This is a genomic window from Angustibacter luteus (genome assembly GCF_039541115.1).
Classification (GTDB): Bacteria; Actinomycetota; Actinomycetes; order Actinomycetales; family Angustibacteraceae; genus Angustibacter; species Angustibacter luteus.
This window is the reverse complement of record NZ_BAABFP010000005.1, coordinates 37,290-55,179: the sequence shown is the minus strand read 5'-3', so window position 1 is coordinate 55,179 and position 17,890 is coordinate 37,290. Positions and strand designations below refer to the sequence as shown.

21 protein-coding genes are annotated in these 17,890 nt (G+C 72.6%); 3 read left to right on the top strand and 18 right to left on the bottom strand.

What is annotated here, in order from left to right:
- Positions 1-2: 2 nt before the first annotated feature.
- From ABEB17_RS09390 to ABEB17_RS09375, 4 genes are all read right to left on the bottom strand, one after another.
- A complete protein-coding gene (locus ABEB17_RS09390) occupies positions 3-323 on the bottom strand; it encodes a helix-turn-helix domain-containing protein (RefSeq protein ID WP_345716440.1) in 321 nt (106 codons plus the stop codon).
- A 129-nt stretch (positions 324-452) separates the two neighbouring features.
- Entirely contained in the window at positions 453-989 is a 537-nt protein-coding gene (locus ABEB17_RS09385) for a CinA family protein (protein ID WP_425551682.1), read from the bottom strand.
- Positions 982-1,626: a CDP-diacylglycerol--glycerol-3-phosphate 3-phosphatidyltransferase gene (pgsA, locus tag ABEB17_RS09380; RefSeq protein ID WP_345716439.1), complete on the bottom strand. Its 645-nt coding sequence runs from the start codon at positions 1,624-1,626 to the stop codon at positions 982-984. The genes ABEB17_RS09385 and pgsA overlap by 8 nt, the downstream gene beginning before the upstream one ends.
- A 47-nt stretch (positions 1,627-1,673) precedes the next feature.
- Positions 1,674-2,291, bottom strand: a complete 618-nt coding sequence (locus ABEB17_RS09375) for a hypothetical protein (RefSeq protein ID WP_345716438.1) — start codon at positions 2,289-2,291, stop codon at positions 1,674-1,676.
- A 196-nt stretch (positions 2,292-2,487) separates the two neighbouring features.
- Here ABEB17_RS09375 and ABEB17_RS09370 point away from each other — a divergent pair, with 196 nt between their 5' ends.
- From ABEB17_RS09370 to ABEB17_RS09360, 3 genes are read left to right on the top strand one after another with little or no spacing between them, the layout of a single operon-like run.
- Positions 2,488-3,891: a hypothetical protein gene (locus tag ABEB17_RS09370; protein ID WP_345716437.1), complete on the top strand. Its 1,404-nt coding sequence runs from the start codon at positions 2,488-2,490 to the stop codon at positions 3,889-3,891.
- A gap of 10 nt (positions 3,892-3,901) precedes the next feature.
- Positions 3,902-4,444, top strand: a complete 543-nt coding sequence (locus tag ABEB17_RS09365; RefSeq protein WP_345716436.1) for a hypothetical protein — start codon at positions 3,902-3,904, stop codon at positions 4,442-4,444.
- Positions 4,441-4,887, top strand: a complete 447-nt coding sequence (locus ABEB17_RS09360; protein WP_345716435.1) for a hypothetical protein — start codon at positions 4,441-4,443, stop codon at positions 4,885-4,887. The genes ABEB17_RS09365 and ABEB17_RS09360 overlap by 4 nt, the downstream gene beginning before the upstream one ends.
- A gap of 7 nt (positions 4,888-4,894) precedes the next feature.
- On the opposite strand, the gene rimO is transcribed toward ABEB17_RS09360, so the two are convergent.
- The 14 genes from rimO to ABEB17_RS09290 all read right to left on the bottom strand — a co-directional run bounded on the left by rimO (position 4,895) and on the right by ABEB17_RS09290 (position 17,847).
- Complete coding sequence (gene rimO, locus ABEB17_RS09355) at positions 4,895-6,337, bottom strand: 30S ribosomal protein S12 methylthiotransferase RimO (protein WP_345716434.1); 1,443 nt, start codon at positions 6,335-6,337, stop codon at positions 4,895-4,897.
- Between the two features lie 53 nt (positions 6,338-6,390).
- Positions 6,391-7,014, bottom strand: a complete 624-nt coding sequence (locus ABEB17_RS09350) for a hypothetical protein (RefSeq protein ID WP_345716433.1) — start codon at positions 7,012-7,014, stop codon at positions 6,391-6,393.
- Positions 7,015-7,016: 2 nt separating this feature from the next.
- On the bottom strand, positions 7,017-8,057 hold the full coding sequence (locus tag ABEB17_RS09345) for an OmpA family protein (protein ID WP_345716432.1): 1,041 nt from the start codon (positions 8,055-8,057) through the stop codon (positions 7,017-7,019).
- Between the two features lie 118 nt (positions 8,058-8,175).
- Entirely contained in the window at positions 8,176-8,877 is a 702-nt protein-coding gene (locus ABEB17_RS09340) for a hypothetical protein (protein ID WP_345716431.1), read from the bottom strand.
- 103 nt (positions 8,878-8,980) lie between these two features.
- Positions 8,981-9,178 carry a hypothetical protein gene (locus ABEB17_RS09335; protein WP_345716430.1) on the bottom strand — a complete coding sequence of 66 codons (198 nt, stop codon included), beginning with the start codon at positions 9,176-9,178 and terminating at the stop codon, positions 8,981-8,983.
- Between the two features lie 182 nt (positions 9,179-9,360).
- Positions 9,361-10,050: a response regulator gene (locus tag ABEB17_RS09330; protein ID WP_345716429.1), complete on the bottom strand. Its 690-nt coding sequence runs from the start codon at positions 10,048-10,050 to the stop codon at positions 9,361-9,363.
- On the bottom strand, positions 10,047-11,231 hold the full coding sequence (locus ABEB17_RS09325) for a sensor histidine kinase (protein WP_345716428.1): 1,185 nt from the start codon (positions 11,229-11,231) through the stop codon (positions 10,047-10,049). The genes ABEB17_RS09330 and ABEB17_RS09325 overlap by 4 nt, the downstream gene beginning before the upstream one ends.
- Positions 11,224-12,135: a type II secretion system F family protein gene (locus ABEB17_RS09320; RefSeq protein ID WP_345716427.1), complete on the bottom strand. Its 912-nt coding sequence runs from the start codon at positions 12,133-12,135 to the stop codon at positions 11,224-11,226. Before ABEB17_RS09320 ends, ABEB17_RS09325 begins: the two co-directional genes overlap by 8 nt.
- On the bottom strand, positions 12,132-13,052 hold the full coding sequence (locus ABEB17_RS09315) for a type II secretion system F family protein (protein ID WP_345717313.1): 921 nt from the start codon (positions 13,050-13,052) through the stop codon (positions 12,132-12,134). The genes ABEB17_RS09320 and ABEB17_RS09315 overlap by 4 nt, the downstream gene beginning before the upstream one ends.
- Entirely contained in the window at positions 13,052-14,458 is a 1,407-nt protein-coding gene (locus ABEB17_RS09310) for a TadA family conjugal transfer-associated ATPase (RefSeq protein WP_378226920.1), read from the bottom strand. Before ABEB17_RS09310 ends, ABEB17_RS09315 begins: the two co-directional genes overlap by 1 nt.
- Positions 14,455-14,817, bottom strand: coding sequence for a TadE/TadG family type IV pilus assembly protein (locus ABEB17_RS09305; RefSeq protein ID WP_345716426.1), 363 nt, complete (start codon positions 14,815-14,817; stop codon positions 14,455-14,457). Before ABEB17_RS09305 ends, ABEB17_RS09310 begins: the two co-directional genes overlap by 4 nt.
- A complete protein-coding gene (locus ABEB17_RS09300; RefSeq protein WP_345716425.1) occupies positions 14,814-16,415 on the bottom strand; it encodes a CpaE/TadZ family protein in 1,602 nt (533 codons plus the stop codon). The genes ABEB17_RS09305 and ABEB17_RS09300 overlap by 4 nt, the downstream gene beginning before the upstream one ends.
- Entirely contained in the window at positions 16,412-17,146 is a 735-nt protein-coding gene (cpaB, locus tag ABEB17_RS09295; protein WP_345716424.1) for a Flp pilus assembly protein CpaB, read from the bottom strand. The genes ABEB17_RS09300 and cpaB overlap by 4 nt, the downstream gene beginning before the upstream one ends.
- On the bottom strand, positions 17,143-17,847 hold the full coding sequence (locus ABEB17_RS09290) for a hypothetical protein (protein ID WP_345716423.1): 705 nt from the start codon (positions 17,845-17,847) through the stop codon (positions 17,143-17,145). The genes cpaB and ABEB17_RS09290 overlap by 4 nt, the downstream gene beginning before the upstream one ends.
- Between the last annotated feature and the right edge of the window lie 43 nt (positions 17,848-17,890).

The window sequence follows — 17,890 nt, the reverse complement described above, 5'->3', positions numbered from 1 at the left end:
CGTCAGGCCGCACTGACCAGGCTGTTGCTGATGGTCTGCGGGCTCACCGGCAGCGCCGCGACGTGCGGCTGACCCGAGGTGACGACGCGCTCGGCGTCCGCCACCCGCTCGCTGACCTGGCTGAGGACGCGGGAGAGAGGGAAGTCCAGTGCGCCGCAGATCGAGGCCAGCAGCTCGCTGGACGCCTCCTTCTGGCCCCGCTCGACCTCGCTGAGGTACCCCAGGGAGACCCGGGCCTTGGCCGAGACCTCGCGCAGGGTGCGGCTCTGCTGCTGGCGCTGCTCGCGCAGCACATCACCGATCTCCTGACGGAGCAGCACCATGACGCCTCCCTGGTCCCTCTCGGGTGCCCGCGGCCGTTCGACCCCGGCACGTACTCGCCCTGCAACGACCACCGTACCTCGTCGGTCGCAGCCACAGCGTGCCCCCTGCGGCACGGCACGCCGAACGGACTAACGGTGGGCGGCTGGCGGATCTTCCCCGGTCAGCAGCCGGACGGCGGCGGCGAGCGCCGCGCGCACCGTGGCGGCCCGCACACCCGCGCGCCCGGCGGCTCCGTCGGTGGTCGCGTCGACGGCCCACGATCCCCGCGCGTCCGCCAGACCGACCCACACGACCCCGGGTGGGTGGCCGTCCTGCGGATCGGGTCCGGCGACCCCCGTGGTGGCCAGCCCGAGGTCGGCGCCGAGCCGGCGCCGCGCCCCGTCCGCCATCGCGGCCGCGACCCGAGGGTGCACGGCACCGACCCCCGCCAGCAGGTCCGCGTCCACGCCGAGCTGGTCGTGCTTCAGGTCGGTGGCGTAGGCGACCACGCCACCACGGAAGACCTGGGAGGCGCCGGGCACGGCGGTGACCGCCCCGGCCAACAGCCCGCCGGTCAGCGACTCCGCGGTCGCGACGGTCAGCCTCGCCGCAGTCAGCAGCGACACCAGCCGGGCGGCCTCGGGGTCCTCAGCCACCCGCTCCTCAGCCACCCGCTCCTCAGCCACCGGCCTGCCGGCGAGCGCGCTTGGCGGCGGCCCGCGGGCTGGTGCGGCGCAGCCGGACCGCCCGGGCCACGTAGTCCAGCCCGGTCACCACCGTGATCACCACGGCGACCGCCATCACCACCTGAGCGACCTCGAGCGGGATGACGTCGCGCGGCAGGACGTAGAGCCCGATCGCCAGGGCCTGGACGAAGGTCTTGATCTTGCCGCCGCGGCTGGCCGGCATCACGCCGTGCCGGATCACGACGAGGCGCAGCACGGTGATGCCCACCTCGCGGACCAGCACGACGATGGTGACCCACCACTGCAGCTCGCCGAGCAGGGACAGCCCGATCAGCGCCATCCCGGTGAGCGCCTTGTCCGCGATCGGGTCGGCGATCTTGCCGAGGTCGGTGACCAGGCCGCGCTTGCGGGCCAGCTCGCCGTCGAAGCGGTCGGTGATGGAGGCGACGAAGAAGGCGACGAAGGCGGCGACCCGCCACCCCGCCTGCGTCCCGTCGTCGTGCAGCAGGAGCACCCCGAAGACCGGCACCAGCACCAGACGCAGCCCGGTGAGGGCGTTGGCCACGTTCCAGATGGTCACGGGGACGGGCGTCGGGGCCGGCTCTGCGGCTGAGGGCCGCGGCGTCGACGCTGTCACGCCGTCACCCTACGTCACGCCGGTGCGGACGCCGGGGACCCGCGTGCTCAGCTGCTGGTGCCCGCCGCGCGCACCGAGCCGACGATCTGCGCGAACGACTGGCTGGTGAACACGTCCGGGGGCGCCTTGGCCGTCACGTTGACGCCCTTCTTGTCGGCGGTGGTGCCGATCAGCACGAGGGTGTGCAGGGGCTGCTGCCCGGCCGCCGTGCCGGAGGCGTCCTCGTAGGTCACGGTGTAGGCGCTGTCCAGGCCGGGCCAGGTGACCGGTGCCACCTGGACGTCCTTGGCCTGGTGCAGGTCCACCTTGGCCTTGGCCAGCGCCTCGGCCTCGGCCTGCGCGGTCCGGGTGGCATCCACGGACGTCGTCACGACCAGCGCGCCGGAACGCCCGTCGGCGCCAGGGGCGGCGGTCCGGTAGCCGACCACGGTCTGGCCCGGCTGGGCGCTCAGCCCGCTCAACAGCGTCATCGTGGTGGGCACCGCGATGCTGATCGGGCCCACGGTCACGGACTTCGTATCGGCGGGCGCGGCCCCCGGGGTGACCGCTGGCGTGGCGGTCGGCTTCCCGGCCGGCTGGGACGACGACCCACCGTCGCCGCTGCACCCCGCGGTCGTCACCGCGACGACACCGAGAACGAGCAGCAGAGCAGTCCTGCGCAGCATGCGGACGATCCCCCTCGACGGAACGGAAAGAGCCGCCGGACGACGTCCGACTGCGGCTCGACGTCCACTATAGGCACGCGAACGGCCCCACCAGACCCAACCACGATGGGCCCGAACCGGGTACCAGGACCCACGCCACGGCGCCGGGCGACCGACAGGATGGTCCGGTGACCACACCAGCGGACGGGGGGCCTCGATGAGCCAGGCGAAGGCGATGCCGCGCATCCGGCGGGCCATGGGTCGGGACGACGGCGCCGCGTCCCTGGAGACCACCGGCATGATCGCCGGCGTCGCCCTGCTCGTCGCCGCCGTGGTCGGCGTGCTGATCGCGGCCAGCCCGGTCTTCAGCGACAACGTCCAGCGCGCGTTCTGCCTGGTGTTCACCCTCGGTCAGGGCGACTGCGCCCCGGCCCGGACGACTGCCCAGGAGCACAAGCCGACCGCCCCGTGCGTCGTCAAGAGCGATGGCTACGACGCGAACGCCGAGGTCAGCTTCGTGGTGACGCTGTCGAACGGCGAGAAGTTCCAGGTGGACCAGCTCAGCGACGGCACCTACCGCGTCACCCGGTCGAGCAGCAGCGGAGTGGGGGTGGAGGCCGGCGTCGGCTTCGACGTCACCGTCACGGTGGACGACAACAAGTACGGTGCCGCCGCCAAGGCCGAGGCGAGCGCGACCGCGACCTTCGGTGCGGGTCAGGTGTTCTACGTCAAGAACGAGGACGACCTGAACAAGCTGATCGTGGCGCACGCCCAGGACGTCGCGGACGACCAGGTCGCCGGCGACAGCGGCCCGGGCCGGTGGCTGCTCGACCACGCCGAGGGCATCGTCGGGCAGGACCACCCGCTGCCGACCCCCGACGCGGAGTTCGTCGAGGGCGGCATCTCGCTCGACGCGGACGCCAACGCGACGCTCGGGACCGCGAGCGCGGCCGCCGGCGCCGGGGTCAAGGAGATCCTCGGCTACCAGAAGAAGCGCGACGGCTCCACGACGGAGTACCTGCGGGCCTCGGTCGACGGCTACGCCCAGGCGTCGGTCCTCGGCGGCGACGAGGACGACTCGAGCTACCAGCTCGCCAAGGCGAAGGCCGAGGGCGAGGTCACCGCGATCATCGAGATCGAGCGCGACGCCAAGGGCAACATCACCGCGGTGCGGGTCCGCTCGATCATGGCGGGCGAGGCGGACGCCAACGAGGACACCCTGGAGAGTGACGACGTCGACCACAGCGGCTACGTGGAGCGGACCGTGGAGCTGCCGGTCAAGAACGACTCGGACCGGGTGCTGGCCGACCGCTTCCTGACCGCGATGGGCATGCCCGAGGTGGCCGGGATCAACGTGCCGCCGGGGCTGGCCACCCAGGTCGCCGGCGCACCCGACCTGCTGGGCGCCACGACCGCCTTCGCGCACGCCGCGCAGGCCCGGGGCTTCATCACCGAGCAGTCGTACGACCACGAGAGCAGCACCAACGGCGCCAACTTCGACGCCGAGGCGATCGCCAAGGTCGGCGGCAAGGTCGAGGTCGCCACCAACAGCCGGACCGCGACCGGCGGCCAGTACTGGGACGGCACGAAGTTCGTCCCCTGGACCGGATGCGGTGGGTGAGCACGCGACGATGAGCGGTTTCGTCGAGGCCGGGGTCCGCCCGGCCAGGATCTTCGGCCCGGTGCTGGTCGTGGTCGGCCTGCTGATGCTGGTCGCGGCCGTGGTGAGCGGGCTGTCCGTGCTGGGCACCGGGACGACCGTGCTCGCCCAGGGCCCGGCGGGCACGGCGCTGACCCTGTCCGACGAGGCGACCAGTGCCGGGCTCACGGTGCTGGTCGCGACCAAGGACGACGCGCAGACCACGCTGGACGACGCCTGCCGGGTCTCCCCCGGCGACAACCGCACGAGCCCGATCCTGGGCGGTGCGAAGACCGTCCGGGACGACGTGACCTACCGCCCCTTCGTCTCCATCAAGCACGGCTGGACGGACGACCGCACGCTGACCTGCAGCGGACCGCACCTGCAGAGCGTGCTCGTCACCCAGGACAACAGGACCCCGCGACTCGTGCTGACCGGCCTGCTGGCCTTCGCCGGGATCGGCGCCCTGATCATCGGAACCATCGGCCTGGCTGCCAGGGGGCGCCGCCAAGCACAGAGCAGGAGGAACGCATGACCACACCGCCCCAGCACCGGATCGACCTGCGCGCCGTCGCCGTCACGGCACTCGTGACGGGACTCGGGTCGACGGCCATCGCCCTGGTCGCCGGCATCATCTCCACGCCCAAGAACCAGGTGACCCTGGACATCGTCCTGCGCTCGCTGATGGTCGCCGTTCTGCTGGCTCTCGTGCTGCCCTCGGTCCTGGACCGGCAGCCGCGGATCGCCGCCACCGCTCTCTACCCGAGCGTCCTCGCCGGTGCCACCCTCGGTTACCTGATCAACCCCTACTCGTGGAGCGGTCGGAGCTTCGTCACCCAGCTCGTGCTGGACGCCGGCCCCGCGACCGCGGTAGCCGACCTGATGCTCTGGCTCGTGCTCGTCGCCGTCGCCTGCACGCGCGTGGCAGCCGACGATCGCGCCCCGGTGAGCACACCCAACGGCTACACCGCGACCTGACGGGCCGCTACCGGGCCAGCTCGGCGAGCAGGTCGACCCCTTCGCTGCCGGTCACGACGGCGGGGACGAGGTCACCCACCTGGAGACCGCCGGCGGGTAGCCGCACGACACCATCGACGTCCGGGCCCTGGTGCGCCGCGCGACCCTCGGCCTCGCCGTCCTCGACGAGCTCGACGAGTACCTCGACGCGCTCCCCCACCCGCTCCTCGGCGCGCTGGGCGGTCAGCTGCTCGACCAGGTCGGTCAGCCGGTTGACCCGGTCGGCCACGACGTCGGACGGCAGCTTCCCGTCGTAGGACTCGGCCTCCGTGCCGTCCTCGTCGGAGTAGCCGAACACCCCCACGACGTCCAGCCGGGCCTCGGTCAGGAACTCCTCGAGCTCGTCGACGTCGTCCTCGGTCTCCCCGGGGAAGCCGACGATCACGTTCGACCGAACCCCCGCCAGCGGCGCGGCCGCTCGCACCTGCTCGAGCAGGGTGAGGAACGACTCGGTGCCGCCGAAGCGGCGCATCCGGCGCAGCAGCGGCCCCGCGGCGTGCTGGAACGACAGGTCGAAGTACGGCACCACACCCGGCGTGGAGGCCATCGCCTCCAGCAGTGACGGACGCATCTCGGCAGGCTGCAGGTAGGACACCCGCACCCGGTCCACGCCCTCGACGGCCGCCAGCTCGGGCAGCATCGTCTCGAGCAGCCGAAGGTCGCCGAGGTCCTTGCCGTACGACGTGGAGTTCTCGCTGACCAAGAAGATCTCGCGCACGCCCTGCTCGCCCAGCCAGCGGGCCTCGGCGAGCACGTCCGCAGGACGACGGGACAGGAACGCGCCGCGGAAGGCCGGGATCGCGCAGAACGCGCACCGCCGGTCGCAGCCGGACGCGATCTTCAGCGGCGCCCACGGGCGGCCGTCGAGCCGTCGGCGCAGCACCCGGGGCCCGGACGCCGGCGCGACCCCCGCGGGCAGGTCCGGCGCGTTCGCGTGGCCCGGGACGGCGACGAGCTGGTCCCCGGCGGCGTCCTGCCGGCTGGCCGGGGTCAGCGGCAGCAGCGTGCGGCGGTCCCGCGGGACGTGGGACGCCGGTCGCCCACCGTGCAGGATCGAGTCCAGGTGCGCGGACATGTCGGCGTAGGAGTCGAAACCGAGCACCGCGTCGGCCTCCGGCAGCGACTCGGCGAGCTGGTTGCCGTAGCGCTCGGCCAGGCAGCCCACCGCGACGACGGCCTGGGTGCGCGCCGAGGCGTCGTCCTTGAGCTGGCTGGCCTCCAGCAGCGCGTCGACCGAGTCCTTCTTCGCGGACTCGACGAAGCCGCAGGTGTTGACCACCGCGACGTCGGCCGCCTCGGCATCGTCCACGAGCGTCCAGCCCTCGGCCTCCAGCCGCCCCGCGAGCTCCTCGGAGTCCACCTCGTTGCGGGTGCAGCCGAGGGTGACGAGGGCGACGGTTCGTGCGGGCATGACCTCAACTCTACGGGCCCTGGGCAGGGCCCCGGACCAACCAACCGAGCGGGTCAGCGAGTGACCTTCACGCCCTTCATCACCGGGAACTGCGGGAGCGCCACGTCCACCGTGGTCGCCGAGGCGGCCAGCGCCGGGTAGGTGGCGTACATGTCCACGCCGGTCCCGTCGACGTCGCGCGGCATCGGTGAGCAGATGCAGCCGGTGGCGTAGTCGCCGGTGTCGGTCTTGAAGGGCAGCAGCCGCAGCTTGCCCGCGGTGTCCACCATGGCGACCTGGCTGGTGTCGGAGCCGGCGGTGCCGCCGTTCAACCAGGTGCCACTCGGCTGGACCGAGTCGCCACTGGTGCTGCGCAACCGCCAGTGCAGCACGGTCATGGTGTCGGCGGCGCTGACCTCGATGACGTCCGCGGTGAGCGCCAGGGGCGTGCTGCCGCTCAGCTGCGGGTTCAGCTGCACGTTCGCCTGCGCGGACGCGATGGGCGGCGAGGCGGTGGCCGTCGCCAGCAGCTGCTGGGCCAGCTGGTCGGCCGACTGCCCACTCGGCGACGCCGAGGCGCCGGGGCTGGTCTGGCCGGACGACTTCTTGTCGTCGTCCCCGGAGCAGGCGGCCAGCCCGGCGACCAGGGCGAGCACCGTGACGGGGAGCGCGACGGAGCGCAGCAGGTGCCTGGTCATCGTCACTTGCCCTTCACGGAGTAGGTGATGGTGACCCTGCGGTTCTCCTGGCGCCCTTGGGCGGTGGCGTTGGTCGCGACCGGATCGGCCTCGCCCCGGCCGGCGGCCTCGAACGTCACGTCGCCACCCGCGACCGGCTTCAGCGCGGCGAGCACCGCGTCCGCCCGCTGGCGGGACAGCACGAGGTTGTGGGCCGGCGAGCCGGTCGAGTCGGTGTACCCCGTCACCGTGACCGTGCCGGTCCCCCGGGCGGCGATGTCCTTGCCGACGGCGTCGATCTTGCTGGCGGCCCTGGGGCTGAGCTTGGCGCTGTCCGTGGCGAACAGGACGTCGGCGGCCAGGTCGACCGTCACCTTGGTCGGCGTCTCGGTCTTGCGGACCGTCTTCTCCAGGTCGCTCGTGCGCTCCTGCAGCGGCAGGATGAAGCTGCCCGGGTTACCGACGGCGGCGATGGCGTCGGTCGGCACCGTCGGCCAGCCCGTCGTCAGCTCCACGATCCCCTTGCCCTGCGGGGAGACGGGGGTCAGGGCGCCGTCGCCCACCTGGACGTCGCTGACCGCGGCCCCGAACGCCATCACCGACACCGAGGTCACCGAGGCCGGCAGCGGCGGGACGACCGCGTAGCCGGCGTACAGGGTGCCCGGGGCGAAGCTGCTGACCTCGAAGTCCTGGTAGCGCGAGCACAGGCAGGCGTCCCCCGACACCATCGGCCGGTAGCGCTTGAGCCCGACCGGGTCGATCACGTCGACGTTGAAGACGTCGCCGGGCCGGTAGCCGGACTTGTCGAGCACCGAGATGTCGTTCAGCGTCTGCGGCCCGACCACGACGTCCTTCGCGCCCTGGGGCAGCCCGATGCTCCAGTACACGACCGTGCCGCCGTCGATCCGGCGGACCGCGTTCACCACGCCGCGCAGCTGCCCGTCCTGCGCCGAGCGGTTCGGCGAGAAGTCGAACGACCCGGCCACGGGGACGTCGTCCACCGGGGCCGCGGCAGCGACCCCGGCAGCGGGGCCCAGCAGGGCCAGCGCCAGCAGTCCGCCCAAGGCGGCAAGCGACGATGTTCGCCGAATCACGTGTCACCCTCCCGTGCGGTCGGTTCGCCGACCGCATGTCCAGTTCGTCCCGCCGCGACGGTACCAGCGGCTCGCTCCTGCTACGACGTCACCGGGTCAGCCGCGGTTCCAGCCGATCCAGCAGGTCGTCCGCGTTCTCGAGCCGTAGCTTGCCGGTGTCGCCGTCGATCACGAAGTGCAGTGAGAAGGGCCCGCAGTCCAGCGGCAGGTCCACGTCCGGGGGCGGTGGCGGTGTGGTGGGTGTGGCAGGTGTGGTGGGTGTGGTGGGCGACGGGGCCGGCGGCGTGGTCGTCGTCGACGGCGTGGGGCGGTCGGCGAAGCGGCAGCTCCCCCAGGGCATGCCGACCTTCGCCTCCGCCTTCGCCTCGACGCGGTGGCCGGTCGAGGTCGGCGTCCTGCTGTGCACGGTGACCCGGACCCGGTCGTCCCGGAAGTCGTAGCAGTAGGAGACGACGTCCTCGTCGTTGCGCTGGGCCAGGTCCGCCGCGGCGTCCGACCCCCAACTGCTACAGGTGCTGGAGGTGCGGTGCTGGAAGTCGTCCTCGCTGGTCACGTCGCGCAGCAGCTGAAGCACGACGTTCGACCTGATGTCCTTCGCGCCGGCCAGCGCGGCGCTCTCCGCGCCGGTCTGGCCCTTCCCCAGCCGATCCCCTCCCTCGGCCAGGGGCAGCGCGAGCTTCATGGCGAGCATGCCCATGCCGAGCAGGCCGACCACGATCAGCCAGGTCACTGCCTGGCCGTCGTCCCCGGTCGGCCGCCTCAGCCGCGCCCGCAGCACCTTCGTGCTCACCGCCGTACCTCCGCGCTGTAGTCCGTCTGCCCTGGCACGCGGCGGTGGGCCGCTCGAGGCCCTGTGCCTCCCGAGCGACCCACCGGCCGGGTCGGTGCGTCGATCAGCCGGGGAACGCCTTGCTGAACGCGGTGGTGACCTTGTCGCCCAGCTTCTGGTTGTTCAGCGCCAGGACGACGGCCCCCACGATCACGGCGACCGCCACGATCATGCCGACGTACTCCAGCGTTCCCTGGCCGCTCTCGCGGCTCTCCAGCGCCTTCTGCGCGCGAACCTGCATGGCGACGAGTGCCTTGGTCATGATCTGCTCCTCTGGTCGAAGTCCTTGTCGTTGCGGGCCTGCCCCGCTCCCCCCGCCGGGGGGCCCTGCTGACAAGGACAACGTTATGAGCCGTCGGAGCCTGGTTCATGAGCCGCAGGGCCCACGCCGGACCCACTTTCCGGACCTACCGCCGGGCCCACCCGCGGGACTGCTCCGGTGGGTCACGACGCCCCACCGAGCCAGAGCGAGACCGCCTCGGCGCGGGTGCGCACGCCCAGCTTCGCGAAGATGTGGTTCACGTGGTTCTTGACCGTCTTCTCTGACAGGTAGCACTCGCGGGCGATCTGGCCGTTCGTGAGGCCCCGCCCGATCAGGTCCATCACCTCGACCTCGCGCTCGCTCAGCCCGGCGTCCGGACGGTGCGGCGCCGCAGGCTCCGGCGCCTGCTGGATCAGGGCGTTCCGCAAGGCGTCCATCGCCGGTGCGGACATCACGGAGGACCCGGCGGCGGCCCCCAGCACCGAGGAGACGAGGTCCTCGGGGCGGAACTGCCCGTGCACGAGGTAGCCCGTGGCCCCGGCCTCGAGCGCGGCCCGGATGACGTCGGGCGCGTCGCTGTAGGTGAGCATGACGACCTTGGAGTGGTCCCGGATCTCGGCCAGTGCCGAGACGCCGTCCCGGCGCGGCATCCGGACGTCGAGCAGCACGACGTCCGGCAGGGTCTGCCGGACGAGCTGCACGGCGGCCTCGCCGTCGCCCGCCTCACCCACCACGTGCACCCGCGGGTCGGCCTCGAGCAGGCTGCGCAGGCCCATCCGGATCAGGGAGTTGTCGTCCACCACCGCCACCGTGACCGGCCGCTCGCGCGGCACGTCCTGGCTGTCGACGTCCGGCGTCGGTGCGCTGCTCATGCGATCCCTCTCTCGTCGCCTTCCTGAGCCACCGGGATCCGCACCCGGATCGTCGTGCCCTCAGCGGGGCACGAGGTGACCGTGAGGTCGCCGCCGACCTGGCGCGCGCGCTCGGTCATGCCCTGCATCCCGAAGTGACCCTTGGGGCCGGCCGCAGTGGCGTCGAAGCCCCGGCCGTTGTCCGCGACCACGAGCTCGACGGAGTCGGGGCGCCCCTGCAGGCTGACCCCGACCTCGGAGGCGTCCGCGTGCCGGCGGACGTTCTCGAGCGCCTCACCGGCGATGCTGACCAGCTCGTAGCGCGCCTCGTGCGGCACGTCGGCCACGTCGTGCGCCTCGAAGGTGCAGCGAAGGCCCGCCTCCTGGGCGAACTCCTGGCAGAGCGCACCCAGGATCTCCGCCAACGGGCGATCGGGCTGGTCGGCCCGCATCCGCACCAGGATGGCGCGGGCCTCGGCGGCAGCCTGCTCCGCTCCGTCCGCCAGCGCGCGGGCGTACTCGATGGCCCGGGCGGGGTCGCGCTCCACCCAGTCCGGCAGCGCCGTGGCCCCCATGGCGATGCCGTGCAACGTCTTGGCCAGCGAGTCGTGCATCTCGCGGGCGAGCCGGGCGCGCTCGTTCGCCGTGCTCTCGTCGGCGCGGACCCGGGCCAGGGTCTCGAAGCCCCGCACCTGCTCACGGGTCGAGCGTCGGTAGGCGTGCGCGATCGTGAACAGCGCCACGTAGAGCAGCGGGATGACCGCCGAGGTCAGGAAGTCCGGGTTCTCGCTGTCCGCGACCGCCAGCAGGTACAGGGCGACCGCGCCGACCACGACCACGGTGCCGGCCCGCAGCTCCAGGATGAGGCCGACGATGAACACCGTCGTCAGGCTGGCCAGCACCAGGGGGCTGTTCACGCCGACGATGTTCACCACCGCCATCGACCCGACGACGTCGGCGAGCACGATCAGCGGATGACGCACGCACAGCGCCGTCACGCGCTCCTCGGCCAGGAAGCCGGCGATGCTCACGGCACCGACCGCGACCGTCGCCGCCAGCACCCACGGCGTCGGCGGCGTCCGCACGAACGAGACGGTGGTCAGCGCGACCGTCCCCAGGCGCAGCAGGAAGGACAGCCGGATCATCCGGCCGAGCCCGCCGTCGTGCTCCTGGTCGCCGACGACCCACGTCGCCTCAGCCACCGAACAGCGCCCCGAAGTCCACACCGGACCCGATGAAGAAGCCCACCAGCAGGGTGACCATGACCGCGGGCACGAGGATCATGGAGGTGACCAGGGTGACCCGCGGTGCAGCCCGCGCGGCCCGTCGCCGCATCCGCTGGCCGCTGTCGCGCCGCATGTCCGCCGCGATCTGGTTGAGCGTGTCGGCCAGCGGGGCGCCGAGCTCCTCGGACTGCAGGAAGGCCGTGACGAACTGCGAGACCGGCTCCGAGCCGGTGCGATCGCGCAGCGCGTTGAAGGCGCTGCGCAGGCTGGCCCCGTTGCCGAGCTGACCGAGGGTGAGCAGGATCTCGTCCGCCAACGGGCCCTGGAAGCGTTCGCTGACCCGGGCCAGCGCCGGCCGGAAGGCGACGCCGGCGGTCACCGTCACCGCGAGGACGTCGAGGAAGTCCGGCAGGTCGCGGTCGATCGTCTCCGACCGGATCCGTTGTGCGCCCGCCAGCCGACCCAGCGGCAGGAAGACCGCCGCGACCACGCAGAGCACCGTGAACAGGGGCTGACCGTTGACCAGGAACACCAGACCCGGAGCGAGGAAGATCAGCAGCCACATGGCGACCCGGCGCAGGAACACGTCGACGGTCAGGCCGTCCGGACGGCCGGCGGCGTCGATCCGCCGCTGCAGGGAGGCCACTCCACGGACCCCGATCACCGAGCGGACCGACGGCACCAGCTTGCCGGCCAGCCGCTCCAGCGGCCCCAGCCCCCGAGCCTCGCGTCGCTGCTCGTCGCGCAGCAGCACCAGGTCCTCGACGGCCAGCCCGGTCGTCGCGTCGGACTTCGTCATCCGGTAGCCCACGGCGAACAGCACGACCAGCCCCAGCCCCACGAGTCCGCACAGCGCGGGCACCGCGAACAGCGCCGTCATGGTTCGATCCGGGTGATCCGGCGGATCATCAGCAGCCCGATCGCGTACAGGACGCCGCTGGTGAGCAGGGCCGCCTGACCGAGCGGCTCGGTGGTCATCCGCTGCACCGTGCCCGAGTGGAAGAGGTTCAACCCCGCGGTGAGCATCAGGCCCAGCCCGACCACGAGGTAGCCCGTGAGGACCGCCTGCGCCAGGACGGTGCGCACCTCGCGGCGCACCTCCTTGCGCATCTCGAGGGTGTCGGCGATGTCGCGCAGCGAGGTCACCAGCGAGCCGCCACTGCGGGAGGAGACCAGCAGCGTCGAGATCAGCACCCGGATCTCCCGCGACGGCAGCCGCTCGTTGATCTGCGCCATCGCCGTCTCCAGGTCCGCACCGACGCGCATCTGGTCGGCCACGATGCGCAGCTCGGTGCTGGCCGGGTCGGCCAGCTCGTCGGCGGCCATGTCGATCGCGGTGCGGATCGAGAGCCCGGCGCTCGTCGCGTTCGCCAGCACCCGAGCGAGCTCGGGCATCTGGTTGATGAACGCCTCCAGGCGGCGGTCGCGGGCCCGGGCCAGGAAGACCCGCAGCCCCTGCAGGCCGATCACGGCGCCGAGCAGGGCGAACACGGGCGCGAGCACCACGAACAGCGCCCAGCCCGAGGCCACGGCGGCCGCGGCGACCACGATCGCCACCAGCAGCGGCGGCCGCTCCACGCCGGCCAGCACGAGCTGGCGCTGCACCCAGCGACCCGGGCGGGTCCGCACGAAGCGCCGGTTCCAGACGAACATGGCGGAGGCCCGCGCGTCCAGGGAGTCGTCCACGACCAGCAGCCGCAGCCGCTGCGTGCGGCCGGTGGCGACCAGCACGTCCCGCAGTCCGGCCACCGCCAGGAAGGAGGCGACCAGCAGCGCGGCGAAGGCGAGCGCGAGCATCACTCGGCCCACTCCATCGACGAGCCGGTCAGCGGGTCCAGAGCGTGCACCGATCCCGGGAGCTCCTCGCCCGCGCGGCGCAGCTTGCGCACCAGCGAACGCGGGACCGGGTGGCTGACGAAGCTTCCGCGCTTGCCGTCCGGCCCGATGTGCTCCGGCTCCCAGGTCATCACCGGCCGGACCTCGAAGGGTGCGTCGCGGCGGGACTCCAGGCAGGCCACCTCGGTGATCCGCCGGGTGCCGTCCGACCCGCGTTGCAGCTGGACGACGATGTCGACCGCCTCGTTCACCTGCTCGTGCAACGCGCGGAACGGCACCTCGACGTCGCTCATCGACGCCAGCGTCTCGAGCCGGGCCAGCGCGTCCGCGCTGGTGTTGGCGTGCACGGTGGCGAGGGAGCCCTCGTGACCGGTGTTCATCGCCTGCAGCATGTCCAGCGCCTCGCCGGCCCGGACCTCGCCGACGATGATCCGGTCGGGCCGCATGCGCAAGGCGTTGCGCACCAGGTCGCGGATCGTCACCTGCCCGCGACCCTCGACGTTCGGCGGGCGCGTCTCCAGCCGGACCAGGTGCTGCTGCTGCAGGGACAGCTCGGCGGCGTCCTCGATGGTGATGATCCGCTCGTGCTCGGGGATGAAGGCCGACAGCGCGTTCAGCATCGTCGTCTTTCCCGAAGCCGTACCGCCGGACACGATGATGTTCATCCGGGCCCGCACGCAGGCGGCCAGCAGCTCGGCCGTCTGCCGGTTGAGGCTGCCGCGCTTGAGCAGCTCGTCCAGCCCGTACGCCTTGGGGAACAGCCGGATCGTGACCGTCGGTCCGTTCAGGGCCAGGGGCGGCAGGACGACGTGGACGCGCGCGCCGCGCGGCATCCGGGCGTCCGGTGGCAGCCGGGCGTCGACCATGGGGCTCGACTCGTCGACCCGGCGGTTCACGGTGCTGACCATCCGGTCGATGGTCTGCAGCAGCTGCTCCTCGCTGGTGAACCCCGAGGGCATCCGCTGGAGCTGGCCGAAGCGCTCGACGTAGAGCTCCTGGTGGCCGTTGATCATGATCTCGCTGATGGTGTCGTCGCCGAGCAGTGGCTCGAGCACGCCGAGGCCCACGGCGTCGTCCACCACGCGCCGGATGAGCGCGTTGCGCTCCCGGCTGGACAGGATGATGCCTTCGCGGGAGACCAGGTGGGCGAGGACCCGCTCGAGCCGCACGCGGCGCTGAGCGGCGTCCAGCCGGCCCAGCTCGTGCAGGTCGACCTCGTCGAGCAGCTTGGTCTTGAAGCGCTCGACCAGCCGCTGGTCGGTCTCCCCGGCCGAGGCGCCGGAGGTGCCGGTGGCCGCGGCCGAGCCGGTCCGGGTGTCGTCGTCGCGGCCCGGCCCGGCGAAGCCTTCGGAGAACTGGCCCCTCACGGCATCACGGCCTTGCGGGTGACCGTCCACGCCGGCAGCCCGGGAGCGACCATCGGCACCTGGACCGTGATCGAGACGCCGTAGTCCGGGCCGAACGTGCTCAGGGACTCCACGTCCATCCGGGCCGGCAGCGAGTCCTGCGCGGCCTGCGAGGCGCTGCGGCCCTGGCTGTAGGCCCGGGCCGCCTGCCGCGCGGCGTCGTTGGTGGCCTGCACCGTGGCCAGGCCGAGGACGAGCTGGACCACCACGGCCATGATGAACAGGGTCACCGGCAGCAGGGCGACGAGCTCGAGCGACGCGACGCCGCGGTCGCCGCCAGCCCGGCGCGGACGGACCCTGTTCGCACGGGTGGGGCTCACGGCTCGGTCACCACCTTGCGGGTCACCGAGAGGTCCCACGGCGAGCCCAGCGCGAAGGTGACCAGCGGGACGTTGACGGTGACCCGCACCCGGCTCGGGTCGCCGCCGACGGCGGGTGTCACCGCGACCCGGTCGCGAAAGCCGTCCGGAACGCGGTCCTTGGCCGCGTCGTTGACCTCGGCGGCGCTGCTCCCGACCGACACGGCGTGCGAGGCAGCCGTGGCGGCGCTGTTCAGCCAGACCGACGACATGGCCGTGACGCCGATCTGCCAGCAGATCGCCAGGATCAGCAGCACGAGCGGCAGGAGGGCCACCGTCTCCAGCGTCACCTGTCCGGCGTCCGGGCTGGGCTGACGGCGACGGCTCAGCCGGGACGCCTCGCGCCGCCGGCCGCGACGGGTCGCCGACTCCTCCAGCGCGGCGGCCGCCGCGCCCTCGTTCGCGGTGACCCGGACCATGCCGACCTCGGCACCGATGGCCCGCAGCGCCTGGAACCACACCGGCTCCTTCAGCGCGGACGCGTCCCGAGCGTTCACCGCGGGCTCGAGCTTGCGGTAGAGAGCGGGCATGGCGGCGGAGACGACCGGCGACTGGGCGAGCTTGCGCAGCGTGTCGGCCTGCACCTCGTCGTCCCGGCTGGCCTGGTTGACGAGCACCCGCACCATGTCGTGCTTGCGGACGCCGAGCTGCTCCCAGGCCGTGGTCTGACGACGCAACGCCCGCAGGGCCAGCACGTCCGGCGTGGTCACCACGAGCACCTCGTCGGCCAGCTCGACCGCGGCGGCCTGGACCGGTGTCACGTGGCTGCCGACGTCCAGCAGCACCAGGTCGTAGTGCTGGCGCAGCAGCGTGATGATCCGGCGCACCGCGGACGGCGTCACGTACTCGACGTCCCGGACGTCGGTCGGCGCCGGGAGCAGGTGCAGGCCGCTCTCGTGCGGGACGACGGCGTCGACCACGGTCCGGGCGCTGAGGTCGTCGGCGACCTTCGCCAGGTCGGCGATCGAGCTGCGCCAGCGGACGTCGATCAGGCTCGTGACGTCGCCCTTCTCCAGGTCTAGGTCGACCAGCACGACGCGGTACCCCTCGACCTGGGCGACGACGTCCAGCCCGAAGTGCACCGCGAGCGTCGTGGTGCCCACGCCACCCTTGGCACCGGAGAGCGCGATCACGTTCGCGCCGCCCAGCCCGTCCTGCCCGCTGTCGCCGGAGACGATGCGCTTCATGGTGCGGGCCCAGTCGTTCGCGGACTGCAGGCGCGTCTGCACCTCCTCGAAGCTGAGCGGGTAGGTGACGATGCCGCGAGCGCCAGCCTCCATCGCGGCGGCGTACGACTCGCTCCCGGTGTCACTGCTGACCACCACCGAGGCGGTGCCGGGACGACGGATCGACAGGTCGCGCACGACGTCGGCGTACGGCTGGGGGCCGAGCTCGTCGTGCAGGAACACCACGTCGGGCTCGAAGCGCAGCACCGCGTTCGTCAGCTCCTGGCTGGACTCGGCGACGTAGGCGACCTCGACGTCGCCGATCTCGGCGAGTCGCGAGCGGAGCTCGTAGCTCAGGGCCTGCTCGGCGCAGCCGAGGACGACGACGATCACTTGCCCTCCTCGGCCACGGCCTTGCCGCCCAGCCGCTCGGCGTCGTACTTGTCGCTCTCGCCGCTGCGGTTCTGGGTGTTGCCGGTCGGCAGCTTCACCAGGCGCACCTCCTCGGCGAAGGCACCGGCGTAGGTCACCGCGAGCGCGTCGTTCGGCTCGAGCGCGAGGGAGACCGGGATCACGTCCGAGGCCTTGCCGTCCTCGTCCTGGGACGGGTCGGCCTGGACGGTCTGACGACCACCCACCGAGATCACCCGCACGTTGCGGACCAGCACCCGGACCTGCTTGGCCAGCCCGGGGACGTCGGCGAACACCGCGTAGATGTCCACGAAGTCGCCGGGTTGGACCCGCCCGGCCACGCCGGTGACGGCGTTCACGTCGATGGCGATCTCGCGCTCGGTCGGGCTCAGGTCCGAGGGCGGCACCAGCATGTCCTGGGTGATGAAGGTGCCGGCCTTGACGTTGAAGCCGACCTTGCGCCCGTCCAGCTGCTCGGAGTTGGTCACGCTGGTGCTGGGGGCCCACTTCTCGGGCACGGAGACCTGCTCGAGGTCGGCCGAGGTGAGCTGGCTGAAGGCCGGCACGTCCTTGCTGGCCTTCCAGACGGTCATCTTGGCGCCGACCTGGCTGTTGACCTGGCCGACGTAGGAAGCGAGCGCCACGAACACGACGACCGCGGCGAGCCCGGCCATCACCATCAGCAGGACGCCTCGTCGTTGACGAGGATTCACTCGGTACCTCCAAGAAGGGCGATGGGAGACGACGAGCGCTTGCAGAAGGCGCACGTGCCGGTGGGAGTCAGTCGGGTGCAGACGGGGCAGGTCGAGTCGGTGACCCAGCGGACGAGCGCGCCGGGGTTGGTGGGCACGGCGCACATCTCGACGGCGCCGGGCGCGCCGTAGCGCTGCTTGGGGTCCACCGCGGCGGCGACCCGACGGGCGGTCTGGGTGCCACCGGCGGCGTGCGCCCAGTCCAGGGCGCGCTGCGGTGCGTCGCCGCTGACCCACAGCTCGTGCCGGATGGCCTCGGAGCCGGCGGGCCACGGGGTGCGTGGGCTGCCGCCGACCGGCAGGACGCCCCGGGCGGGGAAGTGCTGGACGACGAAACCGGCGCCCCAGGGCAGCCAGGAGCGCAGGTGCTGGCGCAGGGTCGGCTGCGGTTCGGCGAGGCCGCCGACGCCCCGGGTCCAGGCCAGCGACAGGGTGGCGGAGATCGCGGCGTCGAGCTCGGCCATGACCTGGCCGGCGTCGCGCGACGGGCTGCCGGCGGCCAGCGCGGCGAGCGCCAGCACGGCGAGCGGAGAGTGCGGGATGGGTCGAGCGGCTACCGCGCGGTCGTCGTCCCGGTCCGCCAGCACGCTGGCCTGGGCCCGGACCAGGGCCGCGTCGCGCTCCTCGCCGAGGACCACGACGGCCTCGTCACCGGGAGGCACCGCCGCCAGGATCGACCCCGTCTCAGCGACCTCGCAGCGCACG